The sequence below is a fragment of the Syntrophotalea acetylenivorans genome, from assembly GCF_001887775.1.
Classification (GTDB): Bacteria; Desulfobacterota; Desulfuromonadia; order Desulfuromonadales; family Syntrophotaleaceae; genus Syntrophotalea_A; species Syntrophotalea_A acetylenivorans.
The window spans coordinates 267,076-286,283 of record NZ_CP015519.1; the positions used below are offsets into that span (position 1 = coordinate 267,076).

General features: G+C 48.5%; 15 protein-coding genes. 14 read left to right on the forward strand and 1 reads right to left on the reverse strand.

Annotated features, from left to right (window positions below; translation table 11 throughout):
• Window positions 1-46: 46 nt before the first annotated feature.
• The 5 genes from feoB to A7E78_RS01205 all read left to right on the forward strand — a co-directional run bounded on the left by feoB (window position 47) and on the right by A7E78_RS01205 (window position 7,910).
• Entirely contained in the window at window positions 47-2,011 is a 1,965-nt protein-coding gene (gene feoB, locus A7E78_RS01185) for a ferrous iron transport protein B (RefSeq protein ID WP_072282553.1), read from the forward strand.
• Window positions 2,008-2,196 carry a hypothetical protein gene (locus A7E78_RS01190; protein ID WP_072282554.1) on the forward strand — a complete coding sequence of 63 codons (189 nt, stop codon included), beginning with the start codon at window positions 2,008-2,010 and terminating at the stop codon, window positions 2,194-2,196. Before feoB ends, A7E78_RS01190 begins: the two co-directional genes overlap by 4 nt.
• Window positions 2,189-2,836 (forward strand): metal-dependent transcriptional regulator, encoded by a 648-nt coding sequence (locus A7E78_RS01195; protein ID WP_072282555.1) that lies wholly within the window; start codon window positions 2,189-2,191, stop codon window positions 2,834-2,836. The genes A7E78_RS01190 and A7E78_RS01195 overlap by 8 nt, the downstream gene beginning before the upstream one ends.
• A 396-nt stretch (window positions 2,837-3,232) precedes the next feature.
• Window positions 3,233-5,680, forward strand: coding sequence for a response regulator (locus A7E78_RS01200; RefSeq protein WP_158516050.1), 2,448 nt, complete (start codon window positions 3,233-3,235; stop codon window positions 5,678-5,680).
• Between the two features lie 37 nt (window positions 5,681-5,717).
• Window positions 5,718-7,910, forward strand: coding sequence for an LVIVD repeat-containing protein (locus tag A7E78_RS01205; RefSeq protein ID WP_072282557.1), 2,193 nt, complete (start codon window positions 5,718-5,720; stop codon window positions 7,908-7,910).
• A 9-nt stretch (window positions 7,911-7,919) separates the two neighbouring features.
• On the opposite strand, the gene A7E78_RS01210 is transcribed toward A7E78_RS01205, so the two are convergent.
• Entirely contained in the window at window positions 7,920-10,268 is a 2,349-nt protein-coding gene (locus A7E78_RS01210; protein ID WP_158516051.1) for a TonB-dependent receptor plug domain-containing protein, read from the reverse strand.
• A gap of 700 nt (window positions 10,269-10,968) precedes the next feature.
• Between A7E78_RS01210 and kdsB the strand changes: the two genes are divergently transcribed.
• The 9 genes from kdsB to rpoN all read left to right on the forward strand — a co-directional run bounded on the left by kdsB (window position 10,969) and on the right by rpoN (window position 19,171).
• Window positions 10,969-11,727 carry a 3-deoxy-manno-octulosonate cytidylyltransferase gene (gene kdsB / locus A7E78_RS01220; protein ID WP_072282560.1) on the forward strand — a complete coding sequence of 253 codons (759 nt, stop codon included), beginning with the start codon at window positions 10,969-10,971 and terminating at the stop codon, window positions 11,725-11,727.
• A gap of 115 nt (window positions 11,728-11,842) precedes the next feature.
• Entirely contained in the window at window positions 11,843-13,447 is a 1,605-nt protein-coding gene (locus A7E78_RS01225) for a CTP synthase (RefSeq protein ID WP_072282561.1), read from the forward strand.
• A 1-nt stretch (window position 13,448) separates the two neighbouring features.
• Window positions 13,449-14,282, forward strand: a complete 834-nt coding sequence (gene kdsA, locus A7E78_RS01230) for a 3-deoxy-8-phosphooctulonate synthase (RefSeq protein WP_072282562.1) — start codon at window positions 13,449-13,451, stop codon at window positions 14,280-14,282.
• 5 nt (window positions 14,283-14,287) lie between these two features.
• The gene (locus A7E78_RS01235; RefSeq protein ID WP_072284986.1) at window positions 14,288-15,250 is read left to right on the forward strand and encodes a KpsF/GutQ family sugar-phosphate isomerase; all 963 of its coding nucleotides are present in this window, start codon (window positions 14,288-14,290) and stop codon (window positions 15,248-15,250) included.
• Window positions 15,250-15,777 carry a KdsC family phosphatase gene (locus A7E78_RS01240; protein ID WP_072282563.1) on the forward strand — a complete coding sequence of 176 codons (528 nt, stop codon included), beginning with the start codon at window positions 15,250-15,252 and terminating at the stop codon, window positions 15,775-15,777. The genes A7E78_RS01235 and A7E78_RS01240 overlap by 1 nt, the downstream gene beginning before the upstream one ends.
• A 75-nt stretch (window positions 15,778-15,852) precedes the next feature.
• Window positions 15,853-16,416: an LPS export ABC transporter periplasmic protein LptC gene (gene lptC / locus A7E78_RS01245; RefSeq protein ID WP_158516052.1), complete on the forward strand. Its 564-nt coding sequence runs from the start codon at window positions 15,853-15,855 to the stop codon at window positions 16,414-16,416.
• Window positions 16,417-16,426: 10 nt separating this feature from the next.
• Window positions 16,427-16,942, forward strand: coding sequence for a lipopolysaccharide transport periplasmic protein LptA (gene lptA / locus A7E78_RS01250; protein ID WP_072282565.1), 516 nt, complete (start codon window positions 16,427-16,429; stop codon window positions 16,940-16,942).
• The gene (gene lptB / locus A7E78_RS01255) at window positions 16,939-17,664 is read left to right on the forward strand and encodes an LPS export ABC transporter ATP-binding protein (RefSeq protein WP_072282566.1); all 726 of its coding nucleotides are present in this window, start codon (window positions 16,939-16,941) and stop codon (window positions 17,662-17,664) included. Before lptA ends, lptB begins: the two co-directional genes overlap by 4 nt.
• A 58-nt stretch (window positions 17,665-17,722) precedes the next feature.
• Window positions 17,723-19,171 carry an RNA polymerase factor sigma-54 gene (gene rpoN, locus A7E78_RS01260; RefSeq protein ID WP_072282567.1) on the forward strand — a complete coding sequence of 483 codons (1,449 nt, stop codon included), beginning with the start codon at window positions 17,723-17,725 and terminating at the stop codon, window positions 19,169-19,171.
• Window positions 19,172-19,208: the final 37 nt, after the last annotated feature.

Consider the following 19,208-nt stretch of genomic DNA (forward strand, 5'->3'; position numbering starts at 1 on the left):
TTTTTTGAATGGTTTTTCATTCCCCTTTTAAATAGAAATAATTGTAATGGTTTCTCAAAGCAAAGTTCCCCAAAGTGACCGTAAGGTCATTCTGGTGGGTAATCCCAATGTTGGCAAAAGCATTCTTTTTAATGCCTTGACCGGGGCCTATACGGTTGTCTCTAATTATCCCGGCACCTCGGTTGCCGTAGCTCGGGGGCATTGTGAGATAAACGGTCAACGCTATGAAATTCTCGACACCCCGGGCATGTACTCGCTGTTGCCGATTACCGAGGAGGAGCGTGTTGCCCGGGAGATGTTGCTGCTCGAAGATGCTCATGCGGTCATTCATGTCGTCGATGCCAGAAACATCGAGCGCATGCTGCCCATGACCCTGCAGCTTATCGAAGCCGGGCTACCGGTTATCCTGCTGGTCAATATCCTTGATGAAGCAGAACGTTCCGGCATGATCATAGATATCCCGTTGTTGGAGGAAAAGCTCGGGATTCCTGTGGTGGGCGGAGCGATTCGTCATAAGCGGGGTTTGAAAGAGGTAAAACAGGCCATTGTTGGTCGTGGAGAAGGTGACCTGCCGAGCTATGGGTATTCCTCCGATCTGGAAAAGGATATCGCCAAGGTTACAGACTCCATGACCGGTGAGTATCGACTCGCCCTTCGATCCCTCGCCTTGCTTCTGCTGCAAAAGGACGATGAAATTCTCGATCTGGTGCGCTGCTGCGAAGGTGATAATTTTGAAAGAGTGGAACAGGCTGCTGCCGCGATAGCGTTTGAACATCGGTTTGATCTTCATCTGCGTATCAGCCTGGAACGTAAACGGGTGTGCAAAGGATTGTTGGCCGAAACGGTACGACAATTGGATAATCAAAAGCCCCGGTTTGCTGATCGGTTGTCAGCCTGGACCACCAATCCCTGGACCGGCTTCCCGATATTAATTGTGGTTCTCTATTTCGGCATCTATCAGTTTGTCGGCAAGTTTGGAGCCGGTGTATTGGTTGACCTTTGCGAAGGTTCGTTGTTCGAGAACTATCTCAACCCTTTAGCCGTAAATCTTGCAGATCGGTTCCTGCCCTGGTATTGGTTGCGGGAAATGCTTGTCGGTGAGTATGGCGTCTTTACCCTCGGTGTTCGCTATGCGGTGGCCCTGGTACTGCCTATTGTCGGTACTTTTTTTCTGACTTTTTCGGTTATTGAGGATGTCGGTTATTTTCCCCGGCTGGCTATGCTGGTCGATCGCATTTTTAAAAAAATCGGCCTTAACGGGCGGGCAGTAATTCCCATGGTGCTCGGGTTTGGTTGTGACACCATGGCAACCATGGTGACCCGTACCCTGGAAACCGTTCGAGAACGGGTACTCGTGACTCTGTTGTTGGCACTTGCCATCCCGTGCAGTGCCCAGCTGGGTGTTATTCTCGGGTTGCTTTCCGGAGTGCCGGGAGCTCTGATGGTCTGGACCGGGTGCATCGTTTTGGTTTTTCTTTTGGTCGGTTTCCTGTCCGCCCGGGTTTTGCCCGGTGAACGGCCAATGTTCTACATGGAGTTGCCGCCCATGCGGTTGCCCCAGTTTCACAATGTCCTGATTAAAACCATGACCCGCATGCAGTGGTATTTTCTGGAAATTTTCCCTCTGTTCATTATTGCCTCTCTATTGCTGTGGGCGGGGAAAATGACTGGTGCCCTGCAGTGGCTTGTTCGTGGCATGACTCCGGTCATGGGGCTGCTCGGTCTTCCGGCAGACGCATCGGCTGCTTTCATCTTCGGTTTTTTTCGTCGTGATTTCGGAGCCGCAGGGCTCTACGATCTGCAGGAGGCAGGCCTGCTAACACCGGTCCAGTTGACCGTAGCAGCTGTTACTATGACTCTTTTTGTGCCTTGCATTGCGCAGTTTTTGATGATGAAAAAGGAAAGGGGCTGGAAGGTTTCTTTGGGAATTTTCCTGTTTGTCACGGTGCTGGCTTTTTCTGTGGGCTGGGCATTGAATGTTCTACTGCTGTTTAGCGGCGTCCTTTCATGAAGTGTGGTTTTTGCGGCCGTCATTACACACCAGAAGAAGCGGTGGATAAAGAGTCCTGTGGCCGCTGTTTGCGCGGTTGTCAAAAGACCTACTGCCCCTATTGCGGGTATGGCAATCCTTTGATCCCGGGATTTTTTGATCGCTGGGTTAAAAATAAAGATAAAGAAGGAGTAGATGATGAATAATTCCAGTAAAGCCGAAGATATCCTTGAGGCGCTCTGGATTGCAGTTGTAGAAGATGGGGATAATTCCATATCCTTGCAGGATTTGCAGGTTTCAGCCGATGATCAACCTCTTGTTGAACTCGCGGAACAAGCCCTGGTTGAAGTTAAGGGCGCAAGGGTCTATCTGCGCCATGAAGGCAGGGTTGAAGGAGAAAAGGTGGTCAGGAGGCACCGTCTTTCTGAACGCCTGATGATGGATATCTTCGATCTTAAAGGTGCGAGCGCAAACAATAAGGCCTGTGAGTTCGAACATCTGCTTAACGAAGGCATCGACACTAAAATATGTACCCTGCTCAATCATCCGACGACCTGTCCTCACGGCAAGGCTATTCCTCCCGGTCCCTGTTGCCTGGAAGCACGAAAAAAAGGGGGGATGGGGGTGGTGCCCTTGACGGAACTACAGGTCGGGGAGGAAGGGGAAATCGCTTACTTGTCCACCGAAGATCCCAAGAAGATGCAAAAACTTATGTCCATGGGTGTTTTGCCTGGTAGCAGCATTCGCTTAAGTCGCACGTTTCCTACATATATTTTTCATGTAGGTAATTCCGAATTTGCGGTGGATGAACAATTGGCCCAGGAAATTTTTGTTCGACAGCCCTGATAGAGGCCTTTGCTTCCTCTTGCACAGAAAACCCTGATTTATTATAAACGGCCCGTTTGTCGTCCTCTCTGAGTTGAGGTGTCAAGCGGGCTGTTTTTGTTAAATTCGAAACCTTTGATCTTCTGTCTTACATTCACTCTCCTAAAAGTGCTTTTCAGTAGTGTTGTAATTTGTTAAGGTGCAAGATGTTGAGGGAGCGTTAATTTAAAGCACGGTTAGTCTGCATTGTAATTAAAACCAACCAAGTATTTGTGATGAGTTTTCCCCTTTTGGGGGCCGTATATGAAAATGCTAACTTTGTAGCTTGTTGTTGATGTTACAAGTCCAGCCAGATTGATTCATTGTAATTGTCTGCAGCTTTTAGTTCTGTCCTATTTTCTTGGTATGATGTCGATAATGAAGAAGTTTTTTTCCAAGATAACTCTTAGACAGAAATTGACGTGGATTATTCTGTTGGTTTGTAGCATTGTACTACTGCTCTCTTCCTTGGCTTATTTCGGTTTAGAGATCATTTCCTTCAGGCGCTCAATGGCTGCCCACCAAACGTCATTGGCAGAGATCATAGCTGCCAATGCGGCGATAGCTCTTCCTTTCAAAGATCGGCCTTTGGCCCGCAATACCCTGGCGACCTTAGCATCAGAGCCAAACATCCAACTTGCATATATTTTCGATAAACATAATGAACCTATCGCGCAGTACCTTAGAAAAGACACTTCATCGAAACCCTTTGTAAGTGGGTATCCCCAAATCTCTCCTGCCGAATATAAACAGTTGGCGGAAGGAGTTCAGGCAGGGGAAAAGAGCTTTTTCTTTTCCAGTAATCACTTGGCGGTATTTTGTCCTGTTGTCACTCAGGGGCAACGGGTCGGCATGGTTTATCTCAATTCTGACTTGGGAGCTTTTGCCCGTTGGAAGCGTCTTTTTGCAGGTAGTGTGATCGCTGTTTTGGGCCTCTCCTTTTTGCTCGCTTATCTACTGTCGAGGCAATTACAACATATCATCTCGCGGCCCATCCTTTATCTTGTCGATAAAATGCATGCCGTGACCAACGATGAAGATTTCACTATACGGGCAAAAATAAGCTCCCATGACGAAGTAGGAGCTCTGATTGTCGGCTTTAACGAGATGCTTGAACATTTGCAGGATCGCGACCAGCAGCTCGCCAAATATCGACAACACTTAGAAGACCTGGTCTGTAAGCGAACGGCCGAATTGCGCTCTACCAATGAGGAATTGCAGGAAACCGTAGCTGAATTGGTCCAGACCAGGGACGCAGCAGAAGAAGCGAGCCGTACCAAATCCCGTTTTCTCGCCAATATCAGTCATGAGCTTCGTACGCCTATGGTCGGGGTTCTTAGCAGCACTGAATTGCTTTTAAATAGCGGACTCGACTCAGAGCAACTCAGCCTTGTAGAAACCCTGAACAGCTCCGGCGAGGCGCTGCTGGAGATTCTCAATGATCTGTTGGATCTTTCCAAAATTGAAGCGGGGAAACTGTCTCTTGAAAACGTAGAGTTTGATCTGCTGGAAGTGATCGATTGTCCCATTGAGTTGTTGGGGAAGGTGGCTTTTGCTAAAGGGATAGAATTGATTTGCCATGTTGCCCCGGAGATTCCCTCTGTATTGTGTGGGGACCCCGGCCGGCTACGGCAGATTCTTTTCAACTTGTTGAGTAATGCCATTAAGTTTACTCATTCAGGTGAGGTTTTATTGAGGGTTTTACCTGAACAAGAATCGCCTGATTGGGTAAAGCTTCGTTTCGAAGTAATTGATACCGGGATCGGTATAGAACCGGCAGACCAACAACGAATATTTGAATCTTTTTCTCAAGCGGACAATTCGACCACACGCTTGCATGGCGGTACTGGACTTGGTTTATCTATTGTTAAGCAATTGGTTCATATCATGGGTGGTCAGGTCGGCCTTGAGAGTAACCCCGGTAGCGGATCGGTCTTTTCTTTCGCTGTTACTTTTAATAAGGAGGAAGTTGTACCGGTTAAGCCCGCCGAAGGTGCTGGTAAGAGGATTCTGGTCATTGAAAAAAATCTGACAGCCTGCCGCATGTTAAAACAACACTTACAGTATGCGGGCTGGTGTGTTCAGATCAGCCAAAAATGTCCTTTAACGGAGATAGAGCTTGAAGAAAGTCTGGCTCACAATGAATTTTACGATGTTGTTCTAATCAGTGATTCTTTTCCTTTGGAACAAAGATGGGCATTGTTGGATGTGCTCAGACGTTCTATTGCTGTTCATAGTACCCGGGTGGTCGCCATGGGGCCGCGAAATTCCCACGCATCCTGGGACCAAGGGACAATAGAGGTTGTCAGTTCTTATCTTTATAAGCCTTTATTGCCATCAAAGTTGCATAAGTTGCTGGACGATATTTTAGTTTCTTCCCCCAACCCTTTGCCGAGTCCTCCCAATGTAGAGAACTTCGAACCCTCTCCGGTAGAGGATAATAGAGCTGCCGGGGCCATTTTGGTGGCGGAAGACAATCCAACTACCAGTAAGCTGATTGATATCAGTCTCTCTAACCTTGGTTATCAGGTCACTATTGTGACCGATGGTCAGGCGGTGGTTAATGCCGTGGAGCAACAGGCTTTTGATTTGCTGCTTATGGATTGTCAGATGCCGATTATGGATGGTTATACCGCCTCGAAACAGATTCGCGGAGCAGGGCATAAAATCCCTATTATCGCCCTAACCGCATCTTCGCGCCAAGAAGACGAAGCTCGCTGCCGCGAAGCGGGGATGAACGATTTTGTCTGTAAACCCTTCAAACATAAAGTGCTGCATCAAGTAATAGCCCAATGGCTTACCGAGGCACGGACCATAACCGCCTAATCCCTCTGATATTCTTTTCCTAGAGACCTTGGTCAAAATGGATACATCATATATTTATCATCACCTGAAAACAAAGCGCATGTTTTGGGCTTTGTGTGGTTTTAGTCTAATAGCCTATTGTGCTCTTGTGTTTTTTCTTCTGCGGGCAATCTTCTTTGAGCCAGAAGTGAGTGAAACGCTATCCGTGGATACCTCGACTGTCTTTCAGAAGATGGACGGTAAGGGACTGTTGGTCAATATCACCGGGAGCGGTTTCGACGAAAAGGTTGAGGCTTACCTGGCTTATGATGCTGGGAATCACGGAGCGATAGTTGCCACCTTGCCGACCTGGGGATATTTGCGGCAGGTGGTTGTTCGTGGTGATACGGCCTATCTGGCTAATGGCCATCGCGGATTTCTGGTGGTTGATACCCGCAATTTGCATCAGCCGTTGATTGTCGGCAGTGTCGATACTCCTGGCCCTGCATGGGCTATTGCAATAGCTGGGTCTTACGCCTATGTGGCAGATGGCACCGCCGGGCTCCAGGTGATTTCTATAGACGATTTACACCAGCCACGTATCGTTGCAACCCTGCCGATTGAGGGCGATGCTATTGATGTGTTGGTCACCGGGGACAGGGTAGTGGTTGCAACGCGTAAGCATGGCGTAAAGATTGTTTCAGTAGAGCATCCACAGCGCCCACGTTTGGTCGCCGAGATTGCTGTCGAGGGAGGAGGGGTCAAAAGACTTGCTCTTGACGGTGGCAAGCTGTTTGTAGTTAAGGGCAAACAGGGGGTATGGGAGTATGCGTTCGATGACACAGAGGGATATCCGTTGGTCCGAAAGCTCGAAACCAGTGGCTCGGCCCAAAGTATTGAGGTGTCTGAAAAAGAAATTTTAGTTTGTTGCGGGAAAAATGGACTGGATATTTTCCCTTTGGCAGGAACGGAATCCAAACCATCGTTTTCCATCGATACGCCGGGCTCTGCTCGTGCTGCGGTAGTGGTGGGGGGAAGTGTTTACATAGCAGATAATTTCAATGGCCTGCAAGTCCTCAAACGCCATCCTGGGTTTAGTTGGCAGGATGCTGGTACGGTCGATACGCCAGGCAATGCTTGGGATGTTGTTGTTGACGGAGGGTATGCTTTCGTTGCTGATGGGAAAAAGGGTTTGCAGATTGTCTCCCTGGATAAGATTAATCCGTCGAAGGGTTTGCAACGAATTATAACTCCCGGTTATGTCGAAACCTTGGCCGTTCAAGAAAACAAGATCTATGTTGCGGATGGTCCCCACGGTTTACATGTTGTTAGTTGTAATTCAAATGGCGATTTCCGCATCGTTGACTCCTTTAAAACTCCTGGTTATGCCTACGATGTGGCCATTAAGGACGATCGAATCTACGTTGCTGATGGTGCCAAGGGATTGCAGGTTTTGACGGTGAAGAGGGGAGGGGTACTACAATTAGTTGATACGGTTAAACTGGACGGTGTCGCAAGAGCGGTAACTGTGATTGATCGCTTAGCTGTGGTAGCGGCAGGCAAGACCGGATTATATATCGTCGACATTGAAAACATAGCAGGGCCGCGGGTTATCGGATACCTGGGTGAATTAGGTTATTTGCGCGATGTTGCAGTCGTTGGCGAGCACGCTTTTGTTGCGGCCGGCAAAGCGGGGTTGTTGCAGGTCTCCATTAAAGAACCGACCCGCCCACGAGTGGTAGGTACGGTCACGCTGCCTTTGCCTCTGCAGGTCTTTGCACAGTCGTTGGCTGTTACGGTGCATGGAGATAAAATGATGGTGGCTAATGCCACGGCCGGCTGTCAGATATTCGACGTCTCGGTTCCGGAAAAACCGAGATTCCTTACTTCGATAGCGTCCATGGATTATGTGAAGGGGGTCAGTGCTTTTGAAGGCACGGGATATCTGTATGATTATAAAAACGGCGTCCAGGCTGTTGACCTTAAAACCCTTCAACAGCTTCGATCGGTCGCGAGCTCGAAACTGACCGGATTAGCAGTGGTGGATGGAAAAGCACTGCTTGGACACGGTAATGGAGGTGTCTCCATCGTACCATTGCCCATCGAGCTCTCTGAAGTTGATCTTCGCAGTAGCCAGGAACTTTCGGTGTTTATACCGAATCCTGCGATGCGAGGCAGGTATTCGCTTTGGCTGACCAAGGGGGAGCATAGCATGATTGTGCCTCAGCCTTTAACGTTTGACCAGGCGGGCTTGGGCGCTGCTATTGAATAATTTTTTTTGTTAAAAGCGATATTCCATTCCCGCCCAGACTTGCCGGCCGATCTCATAGTCATCCGTATCACCGACAGAGGTTTTTTTGTTCAGTAGGTTGTTGACCTCCAGGCTTAGAATCATGCTGTGGTTTTGATAAAGCCGCTTTTCCCAATCGACACGACAAGAGATAATGACGGCCCCACCTTTTTTAACTTCTTCATAAATATATGGGTTCGTGCCATCCGGTAGTGTAACGTCAGGATTCTTTTTGTAGGAGTTCTGGATGGCTTTGTAACCGCCGCGGTATTTGGCTATGGTGCTAAATGTAAGCCCGTATGGAAATTTTCCAATATAGGTGATATTAGCAACCCAGGGACGATTGAAATCTTTTCGCGGCAGCTCGCTTTTTGAGGTGAGCTTTCCTTGGAAAGAAACTAGAGGATCCTCTTCTTCCACTAGATCATCATAAGATTCGTTGCTGCTGTCAGTTTCCTGATAAGTAACATTGGTACTCAGATAATGGTTTCGCCAATGCCTCTCCCAGGAAAGGCTGTAGCTTTCGTGCTGGCTGCGCCCGTTGTTATTCAATGTGTTGTAATATATGCCGTCCTCCTCTTTCTCGAAGGTTTTGCCAAATTCTTCCCGCCCTTTTCTCTGTATATATTTTGCTACCATCTTGCCACCGAACAGCCGCTGTTCCAGACCTAAGACATATTCATCCGCATATGGTGTGTTTAGTTCAGAGAATTGAGTATCTGTATTGTGCCCCTTCCAAAAGGTCCATTCATCGGCTATCAGTTGTTCAAAGTATTCGTCTTCGATGCCTTCCCGCAGTTTGTAAGCAAGAAGAGTATTGGCGTAATACCTATTGTACCCTCCAATAAGAAGGGTCTGGCGATTAGAGAAAACATCCACTGCCATTGCCATACGGGGCGCCAAGTTAAGGTTGTGCATGTAGTCATCGTAATCCACCCTCATTCCTGGTCGAAATTCCAGTCTCCCCCAGGTGATGATGTTTTCCAAATAGAATCCATATTGCCTGAGAGAGGCCTTGGCATCAGATTCTTCATAAACCTTACGATTGGGGTAGTCATCTTTGGTGCTGAAGGGGTTGTCGTTCAACAGGTATGTGTATAGATAGCTTGTTTCAGAACGCTCGAATCTGCCTTCAACGTGCTGAGTATCGATACCCGTATTTAATACATGGTTTGTTGGGCCGAGGGAAATTGGCAGAAAAGAAAGGTCGAATTTAAATTGGAAGCTTTGCTGCGTTTTTTTGAGATCCCCATAAAAGCCCTCTCTTTCCCAGATGTTTTTGCTGAGCTCAGTTTGAGTTAAATGAGTGGGGGCTTCTCGGGAGTTTTCACTTGTACGGTAGGCCACCTGTGTGTCGAGGGTGGCTATAGGCACTCGCGTATGGCAGCCCACCGAGAATAGATGGCCGCCACCATATAGCGTGTAATCGCTGTCACGGTAGCCGTCCTTGAAATATGTGCCATGATAAGGAGTGTAGGTCCAGAGGAAATCGAGGTCGATGCTCAAGGTGGGTTGGAAAAGACTCTTGAACAAGAAGTTTTCCTCACGGCGTTCCTGCGTTTTGGATTTACCCTCCTGACTCAGGGGGATTCTGGAGTATAACTGTCGGTAACCACTGACCGTCAGTAGGCGGGGGGTGAGGGGAATGTGAAAGTCGAACCCGTAATGGTGTTTGCGAAATTTGGGTTGTTCTCTATGGTCGGTAGAAGATAAAAAAGCTTCCTCTTTTTCAGGATCTAAATGAAATGAAGTCCATTCATCCCGGGTCGTGCGATAAAATAGTTTACTAGAGAACCAGGGCAGGGGGTTGATGGTTTCAGCGTCCACCACACCGCCTTTGAAATTACCGTATCGCGCTGACACATTGCTGTCGTAGACGGTGATTTTATCTGCCAGCGAGGCGTCAAGAAACATTTCCTGGGCATGCCCCGCCAAGTCGTTGGGTGAGTCAAGTGGGGTCTTTCCATTCGGGTCAAGCAAGCTGTTGTTGCTGATACCGTCGATGGTGAAATTGTTTTCAAAGACTTTGCCGCCGGATATAGATACCTGGGGCGGTAAAATTTCTCCTCCCTGCGTGGAAATATTAGCCGTTTCACTGAATTGAATGCCCGGAAGGATGGTGAGTGCCTCGTTAATGCTGTTGTTGCGAAGGGGCAGCTTCTCTAGAGTTTCACTCTGGATGATAGAGCCTTGTCCGGTCATAGGCTCCGGTCTGGCCACAACTGTGACTGGAGGAAGTTGCAGCACCCTGTCTAGTAGGAGGTCGACGTCTGACGGTTTGATCGATTGCGTGGGTGGACTGCTGGACTTGTCCTCTGCCGCCCAGATATTGGTTGCCATTCCCTCTGCGCAAATGATTGAGAAAAACAGGAGACCGAACACGCTAGGAATTATTGGTGATAGAAAGACGTGTTTTAAGACGAGGATAGACATTTTTCCGTTTGATGAAGGAGCTAGACTTGGTTTAGACCGAGCCGTTAATAATTGTGTGCAGAAAATTACATTAATGGAACGTACCACATTTAGTTAATCAACAAAAGTAATACAATTCAGTAAAAAGTATATTGTTTAGGCAGGATTTGAAATACGCAATGTGGTGTTTGTTTAATGTTTAACAATTTGGAATTGATGTTTAGTAAGATTGGTTTGCAATAATTCTTTGAAAGTTCAGGCCATACTATTAAACCTACCCATGGAAATCGGTTGGCGCGTACCAATATTGCGAAACTAGGATTAAAAGACAAGCTGGCAAGTATTAGCGTCAAGCAATAAAGGTACTGTCTTTGGTTAAAAAATTAAGCATGACAAATTAAGGGCGGGGTTTTTGGTGGCCAGTATTAGTATTCATGAATGTAGATGGTTGAAATGGCTGATTCGGGTAAGATGCAGACCAAAAATCATGCAGGCAAAATTCAAGGGTTTTGCGGGTTTCACCTGGCATGAAAAAAGCGTGCCGACTTCTCGGGGCGTTTCTTGACAACCAGCCCCGTTTTCTTTAGGCTACCATTCGAATTTACCGTTTTTTTCGAGAGGATTTTTCATGCGAATTAGCGCCATCATTCCCGCCCGTTTCGCCTCAACCCGTTTTCCTGGCAAACCCCTTGTGAAGATTGCCGGAAAAAGCATGATAGAGAGGGTGTGCGAAAGAGTCTGTAGTTCGAAGACCATTGATCGCGTGATCGTTGCGACGGATGATCAACGAATTTTTCAGGCCGTAACGGCCTTTGGCGGTGAGGCATGGATGACTCGTGAGGATCACGCTTCCGGTACGGATCGCCTGGCCGAGGTCGCCGATAAGTTGCAGACGGATCTGGTAGTTAATGTTCAGGGGGACGAGCCTTTGATTTCCCCCGCTATGATCGATTCGGCCGTCGCGCCCTTACGGGACGATCCCACCATTCCTATGGGGACTCTGAAATCGGCGATTGCAGATTGGCAGGAGTTTCGTGATCCGAATGTTGTCAAGGTGGTCACTGATCATGCAGGTAATGCTCTCTACTTTTCTCGTTCTCCTATTCCTTTCCCGCGGGAAGAATGGCAAGCCGCCTCGTCGCCGATGTCGGCCTTGGGTGTTTACAAGCACATTGGTCTGTATGTTTATCGGCGTGACTTTTTGCTGAAGTTTGCTGCCATGCCGCAAAGTCCTCTTGAAGCACTGGAAAAGCTGGAGCAATTGAGGGCATTGGAGAATGGCTTTAAAATTCGAGTGGTTGAAACTGACCAGCCTTGCATCGGTGTTGATACACCCGAGGATGTGACAAAGGTTGAAATGCTCTTAACGAACAATGATGCCCGCTGAGTTAAAAAATGGGTTTCCATTTGCTTTCCATGGGTGTAAAATTCGGCGTTTGTGTCCAAGATACCACCTATTGATTTCTGATTAATTCCCGGTTTGTCCTGGGGGAGGAGTTTTTATGAAGACCAAGTTTCTGTTTATTACCGGTGGCGTTGTTTCCTCCCTGGGGAAAGGATTATCCGCGGCTTCCATTGGCGCCCTTATGGAGGCTCGGGGGTTGCGGGTTTCCATGCAGAAGATGGACCCGTATATTAATGTCGATCCGGGAACTATGAGCCCTTTTCAGCATGGCGAAGTGTTTGTGACGGATGATGGGGCCGAAACTGATCTCGATTTAGGACACTACGAGCGCTACACGTCTGCCAAGTTGTCCCAGAAGTCGAACTTCACTACTGGCCAAGTATACGATTCGGTTATTCGCAAAGAGCGGCGAGGCGATTACCTTGGTGGTACGGTTCAGGTCATTCCTCACATCACCAATGAAATAAAAAGTAAAATCCTGGATAACTCAAAAGATGTCGACATCGCAATTGTTGAGGTCGGCGGTACGGTCGGCGATATCGAATCACTGCCTTTTCTGGAAGCCATTCGGCAGTTCCGTGCTGATCGCGGCCGGGAAAATGTACTTTATATTCACTTGACCCTGGTGCCGTATATCCCTACGGCGGGCGAGTTGAAAACCAAGCCGACTCAACATAGTGTCAAGGAGCTGCGTGAGATCGGTATTCAGCCGGATATTTTGCTGTGCCGTTGTGACCGTGAGATTCCGCGGGATATGAAGGCTAAGATCGCTCTGTTTTGTAATGTCCCTGAAGTTGCGGTGATCACCGCCCGGGATGTTCCTAGTATTTATGATCTGCCTATCGCTCTGCATGAAGAGGGGCTTGATGAGCGAATCACCGAATATCTCAATATCTGGACCAAGGCACCTGATCTTTCTGCCTGGGAGTTGATTGTCAAACGGGTCAAGGAGCCAGCTTCAGAAGTCACGATTGCTATTGTCGGCAAGTACGTGGAGCTAACAGAAAGCTATAAGTCTTTGGCTGAAGCCTTGACTCATGGCGGCATCGCCAATGATTGTGGGGTTAAGCTGACCTATGTTGACTCAGAAGCCCTGGAGCGGCACGGCATAGGTGACACTTTTGCCGGTGTTGACGGGATTTTGGTGCCTGGCGGGTTTGGTCAGCGCGGCAGCGAAGGGAAAATTGCCACAATTCGATATGCCAGAGAAAATAATGTGCCCTTTTTCGGTATTTGTCTCGGCATGCAAATGGCTGTTGTTGAATATGCTCGTAATGTTTGCGGTATCGAAGATGCTTATTCCAGTGAGTTCAAGGAAGATGCTAAAAATCCAGTGATTCACATTATGGAAAGCCAGAAAGGCGTCTCTAGCAAAGGCGGAACCATGCGGTTGGGGGCGTGCCCATGCTCTTTGGAAGAAGGCACTTTGGGCCGGCGCATTTACGGCCAGGAAAATATCACTGAGCGCCATCGCCATCGCTACGAATTTAACAACCAGTATCGCGATCAGTTGCGCGATTGCGGCTTGATTATTTCCGGAACCTACCCGGCTGCGGATTTGGTTGAGATTGTCGAACTGAAGGAGCATCCCTGGTTTTTGGGTTGTCAATTCCATCCGGAGTTCCGTTCTCGGCCGATGGATCCCCATCCTCTTTTCGAATCCTTTATCGGGGCTTGTCTGAAGGGCAAAGGTGAAGACTGAAATGGTGCGTGAAGTGACGGTAGGCAAGGTTTCTTTCGGTGCCGGCCACCCGCTGGTACTGATTGCCGGTCCCTGCGTCATTGAGGATGAAGAGACCACTCTGGGTATCGCTCGGCAGTTAAAATCCATCGCTGAAGAGGTTGGAGGGGCGCTGGTCTTTAAGGGGTCCTTTGATAAGGCCAATCGCACCTCTGTGGATTCTTTTCGTGGCCCGGGTCTGGTGGAAGGGTTAAGGATCTTGCAGCGGGTCAAGGACGAACTTGGCTTGCCCGTGGTTTCTGATATCCACGAAGCATCGCAAGTCGAAGAGGCTGCTCAGGTTCTCGATATTATCCAGATTCCGGCTTTTCTCTGTCGCCAGACCGATTTGTTGATTGCTGCCGGTAGCAGCGGCCGGGTTGTCAATGTGAAAAAAGGACAGTTTCTGGCTCCTTGGGATATGGAGAATGTGGTTGCCAAAGTCGGTTCGACGGGCAACCAGAATGTTCTGCTAACGGAGCGTGGTACGACCTTTGGCTACAATAACCTGGTTGTCGATATGCGGTCTTTGGCCATTATGCGCCAGGGGGGGTGTCCGGTCGTTTTTGACGCCACTCATGCCGTACAGTTGCCGGGAGGTGCCGGTGGCGCCTCCAGTGGACAGCGGGAGTTTGTCGGCGCCTTGTCCAGGGCGGCTGTGGCGATAGGGATTGATGCCCTGTTTTGGGAGGTTCATCACGATCCCGCCCGGGCACTGTGCGACGGCCCCAATTCCCTGGCTTTGGACAATGTTAAAAAGTTGTGGCGGGAGATGCTGGCCATTGATTCCATCGTTAAAGGAACTGACGCATCATGACTGAAATGATCGACGTGGCAAAACGTGTCCTGCAGATTGAGGCACAAGCGCTTTCCGATCTGGCTGATCGTATCAACGGGGATTTCACGAAGGCTGTGGAAATCCTCTTGTCCTGCAAGGGGCGGGTTGTAATTACCGGTATGGGTAAATCGGGTTTGATCTGTCAAAAGATTGCATCGACCATGGCTTCTACCGGTACGCCTGCTTTTTTTCTTCATCCTGCCGAGGGGATCCATGGAGACCTTGGCATGTTGATGAAAGGCGATGTGGTTATCGCTGTTTCCAACTCGGGTGAGACCGATGAGATAGTCCGTATCCTGCCGGTAATCAAACGGATGGGGCTACCGTTAGTAGCTATGAGTGGTAATCCTCGCAGCTCGTTGCGCCGTGCTGGTGATGTTTTTCTAGATATCTCCATTAAAGAAGAGGCTTGTCCTCTAGGATTGGCCCCTACGGCCAGTACTACGGCAACGCTGGCCATGGGTGACGCTCTGGCCGTTGCTTTGTTGGTCCGGCGAGGATTTAAGGAAGAGGATTTTGCCTTGTTTCATCCGGGAGGTGCTCTCGGTCGCAAATTGCTTTTAAAGGTCGAGGATCTCATGCATGGTGGCGATGAGATGCCTATGTGTTACGAATCGACCCCTCTTAAAGAAGCGCTCTTTGAAATCACCAGCAAAAAACTTGGGATTACTGGTGTGCTGGATGATGGAGGTCAGTTGATAGGTGTCTTCACTGACGGTGACTTGCGACGTTCTATGGCGCAGGGATTTGAGGTGCTTGACCTCCCGATTGGAGAGGTTATGGCGCGAAATCCCAAGCGCATCCTCAAAACCGCCTTAGCCGCTGAAGCGGTGCAGACCATGGAAGCTCATACGATTACCTCTCTGTTCGTTTTTGACAGCGAAGAAGGCCGGATGCCCGTCGGAATTATCCACTTACACGATCTTTTGAAAGCAGGGGTAGTTTGATGAAAGAACGTCTGAGCAAGATTCGGCTGTTGTTGCTGGATGTCGATGGTGTTCTTACCGATGGACGCATCACCTATGATGCTAATGGTATTGAGAGCAAGTCTTTTGATGTCAAGGATGGTCATGGCCTTAAAATGTTGCAAAGAACCGGAATTAAAGTAGGAATTATCACCGGTCGCGAATCCGAGATTGTGGCTCTGCGGGCACGGGAACTCGGTATTGAAATTCTGTATCAGGGCGCCAAGCAGAAGCTTCCTCCTTATGAGGCTATCCTGCAGGAGCACGGTTTGGAAGATCACGAAGTTGCCTACGTTGGCGATGACCTGGTGGATTTGCCCATTTTAAATAGGGTTGGCTTTGCTGTTACAGTGGCTGACGGGGTCGAGGAACTCAGAGGCCCTGTTGATTATGTAACCCGCAGACCGGGGGGGCATGGGGCCGTAAGGGAGGTTTGTGATCTACTTTTGAAAGAGACCGGCTTTTGGACCGAAGTTACCGGCCGCTATTTTTCCGAGACTCGTAATTGATCTAATCAAATCCCATGCCAAGTCATGGGATTCGTCTTTACAGCCATGGGGCTTGGTGGTATACTGGCACTAACTATGATACCTAAGGTAACTATCCGAAATGTATTGCTAATTTGTATATTGATTCTGCTCGGTGCCGTGTCGTTTACGGTGTGGCGGAATTTTAAAACTTCCACTCCCGAACAACTTGTAGAGATGCTCCCGGACAATGTCGATGTGGCATTGGATAATATTGATTATACAGAGACCCGGGGTGACCAGCGATTCTGGAGGTTGCAGGCCGATTCCGTTTCCCATGAAGCACAGCAGAAAGAAGTCAGCCTTCAAAACGTTCGTATGACCGTCTACGACCAGGGAGAGCTTGGTGATATCGAGTTGACCGGTCAGAGCGGTAAGTGGTTTTCTGAAACGGGCAATATCGAACTTACAGGTGACGTTGTTGCAAAAAGTGACCAAGGCTTGGCATTGTATTGTCAGGAACTATTTTATGACAATAAGGCAGAAATGATAACAAGCGAATCTCTTGTTCGCATAGTGGCTAAGGACATGGAAACAACAGGCCGAGGGTTAAAGGTTTTTCTGCCTGAACAACGCATTGTGATCTTGAGTCAGGTAAAAACTGAGCTTAGTAACTGGTAAGAGGAGTGGAATGAACAATCAGCCTAATTATCGTTATTGCTTCATTCTATTGCTGCTGTTGGTAGCTGTCTTTGCTGTGGATTCCGGCTCGGACGCATTTGCAGACCAGATTACGACAGGTTCGGAAACCATTCAAATTTCATCCCGCAGGCTTGAAGCAGATCACGCAGCAGGGAAGGTCAAGTTTGTCGGCGAAGTCGTGGCAGTTCAGGGCGATACGACCATTCGCGCAGATGAACTGATACTGTATCAGTCAGACAAGGACCAGCGTATTGAACGTATCGAAGCCTTTCGACAGGTGCGTATCGAACAGGGCGAACGTGTCGCGACGGGTAAAAAGGCCGTTCTCGACAGAGCTCGCGGTCAGGTTGTTTTGACCGGTTCGCCAAAGGTCAGTCAAGGTGCGGATTTTGTCGAAGGAGATGAAATTGTCTTCTTTCTTGACTCGGAACGTAGTATCGTACGTAGTAAGGGGAGCGAGCGGGTTAAAGCCGTTTTCCACCCAAGGGAAAGGTCTTCAGAATGAGTCAGCGCCTTGTTGCCCAAGGTCTTCATAAGCTTTACGGGGGGCGGCAGGTAGTAAGCGGGGTTGACCTGGAGGTGTCTTCCGGAGAGGTAGTTGGCTTGCTTGGACCCAATGGTGCAGGTAAGACCACCTCTTTTTATATGGTTGTCGGGCTGGTCCGCCCCGATAAAGGACAGGTCTTTCTAAACGATAAAGAATTAACCGATATGCCGATGTATCAGCGGGCAAGGGTCGGTATTGCTTACCTGGCACAGGAAGCATCAGTCTTTCGCAAAATGACAGTGGAGGAGAACCTCCTTGCGATTCTGGAAACGTTAGATCTGCCGTCGGCGACTCGTCGTCAGCGTATGGGTGAGTTGCTTGAAGACTTTAGGCTGGAACACGTTTCCAAATCACCCGGATATGCCCTTTCAGGTGGAGAACGTCGACGTCTTGAGATCGCCAGGGCCCTTGTGGTCAATCCTTCATTTATCCTGCTGGATGAGCCGTTTGCCGGTATAGACCCGATTGCTGTTATCGATATCCAGAATATTATTTCAAAATTACGTCACCGAGGTATCGGTATCCTGGTTTCCGATCATAATGTACGCGAAACTCTTGGAGTCTGCGATAAGGCTTATATCCTGAATGCGGGAGAGATTCTGGCCTGTGGGCTGCCGAATGAAATTGCTGCTTGCCCGACGGTTCGTTCCATTTATCTTGGAGATAAGTTTCAGCTTTAACCGTCAGATTACGCTTTCTTGTTAGTGTAAAGTCAATGGACATTGTCCCGGGAGTATCATGGCTTTAGAAATTCGCCAACAACTAAAACTGACTCAGCAACTGGTCATGACTCCGCAGTTGCAACAAGCTATTAAATTGTTGCAGTTGTCCCGTACGGAATTGGAAATTGTTGTCCGCCAGGAGTTGGAAGAAAACCCGATTCTCGAAGAAGGTGTAGATACTCTCGAGGAGAAGGACGATCAGGATGTCGATAAAGAGACAGAGGAAGCTAAAACTGAAAGTGAGGAAGTTCAGGAGTTAAAGGAAAACCCCGAAGAGTTTAACGACGTCGATTGGCAAACCTACTTGGAAGGGAATCATCTTAGCGGAACTTCTTCTGAAATGTATGAAGGAGATGATGATCGTCCCAGCTATGAAAACTTACTGACAAAAAAAGGTTCCCTTGGGGATCATTTGTCGTGGCAGCTCAATCTTAGCCGAATCGCGGACGATGAGCAGTTGGCCGCGGCAGAAATTATTGGCAATATAGATGAAAACGGCTATCTGCAGGCATCTGTTGAGGAGATCGCCAGCGGTTCCGGTCTGGCAATGCCTGTCGTTGAAAGGGCCCTGAGTCTGGTACAGGATTTCGATCCTCCCGGGGTAGCCAGCAGGTCATTGCAGGAGTGCTTGTTAAAGCAGGTTCAGCAGTTGGGCATGGAAGGCAGCCTGGTTGAACGGATTCTTCAGCATCACATGTCCGAGTTGGAAACCCGGAAATACCCGGCTATCGCTAAATCCCTGGAAGAGAGTCTTGACGACATCTTAGGTGCCGCACGCATTATTTCCGGACTCGACCCAAGGCCCGGTCGCGCTTATAGTCAGGAGGATATCCATTATATCACTCCGGATATATTCGTTTATAAAATCGGCGAAGAGTATGTGGTCGTTTTAAATGACGAAGGCCTGCCTAATCTGCGGATCAACTCCTTTTATCGCAATGCGCTTTCGAGTGGATCAAATGTCGATGAAAAGGCCGGCGAATATATTCAGGAAAAACTTCGCGGTGCGATGTGGCTGATAAAAAGCATCCACCAGCGTCAACGGACTATTTACCGGGTGACCAAAAGCATCGTCAAATTTCAGAAAGAGTTCTTTGAAAAGGGCATAGAACACCTGAAACCGCTGGTTTTGCGTGATGTCGCTGAAGACATCGAAATGCATGAATCGACGGTTAGCCGGGTCACCACGAATAAATATGTGCAGACACCGCGGGGCTTGTTCGAACTCAAATATTTTTTCAATAGTGGAATTAATACCACCGTCGGCGCTTCTATCGCTTCAGAAAGTGTTAAAAGTAAAATAAAGGAGATTGTCGCCGGTGAAAATATTAAGAAACCTTTTTCGGATCAGAAGATTGTCGATATGCTGCGTCAGCAGGGTATCGATATCGCCCGGAGGACCGTTACCAAATACCGGGAAATGTTGGGGATAAGGTCGTCCACAGAACGAAAGAGATTTTTCTGAAAGGAGGCAGGGCCAAAGACAGGTAGATATTTCAGGT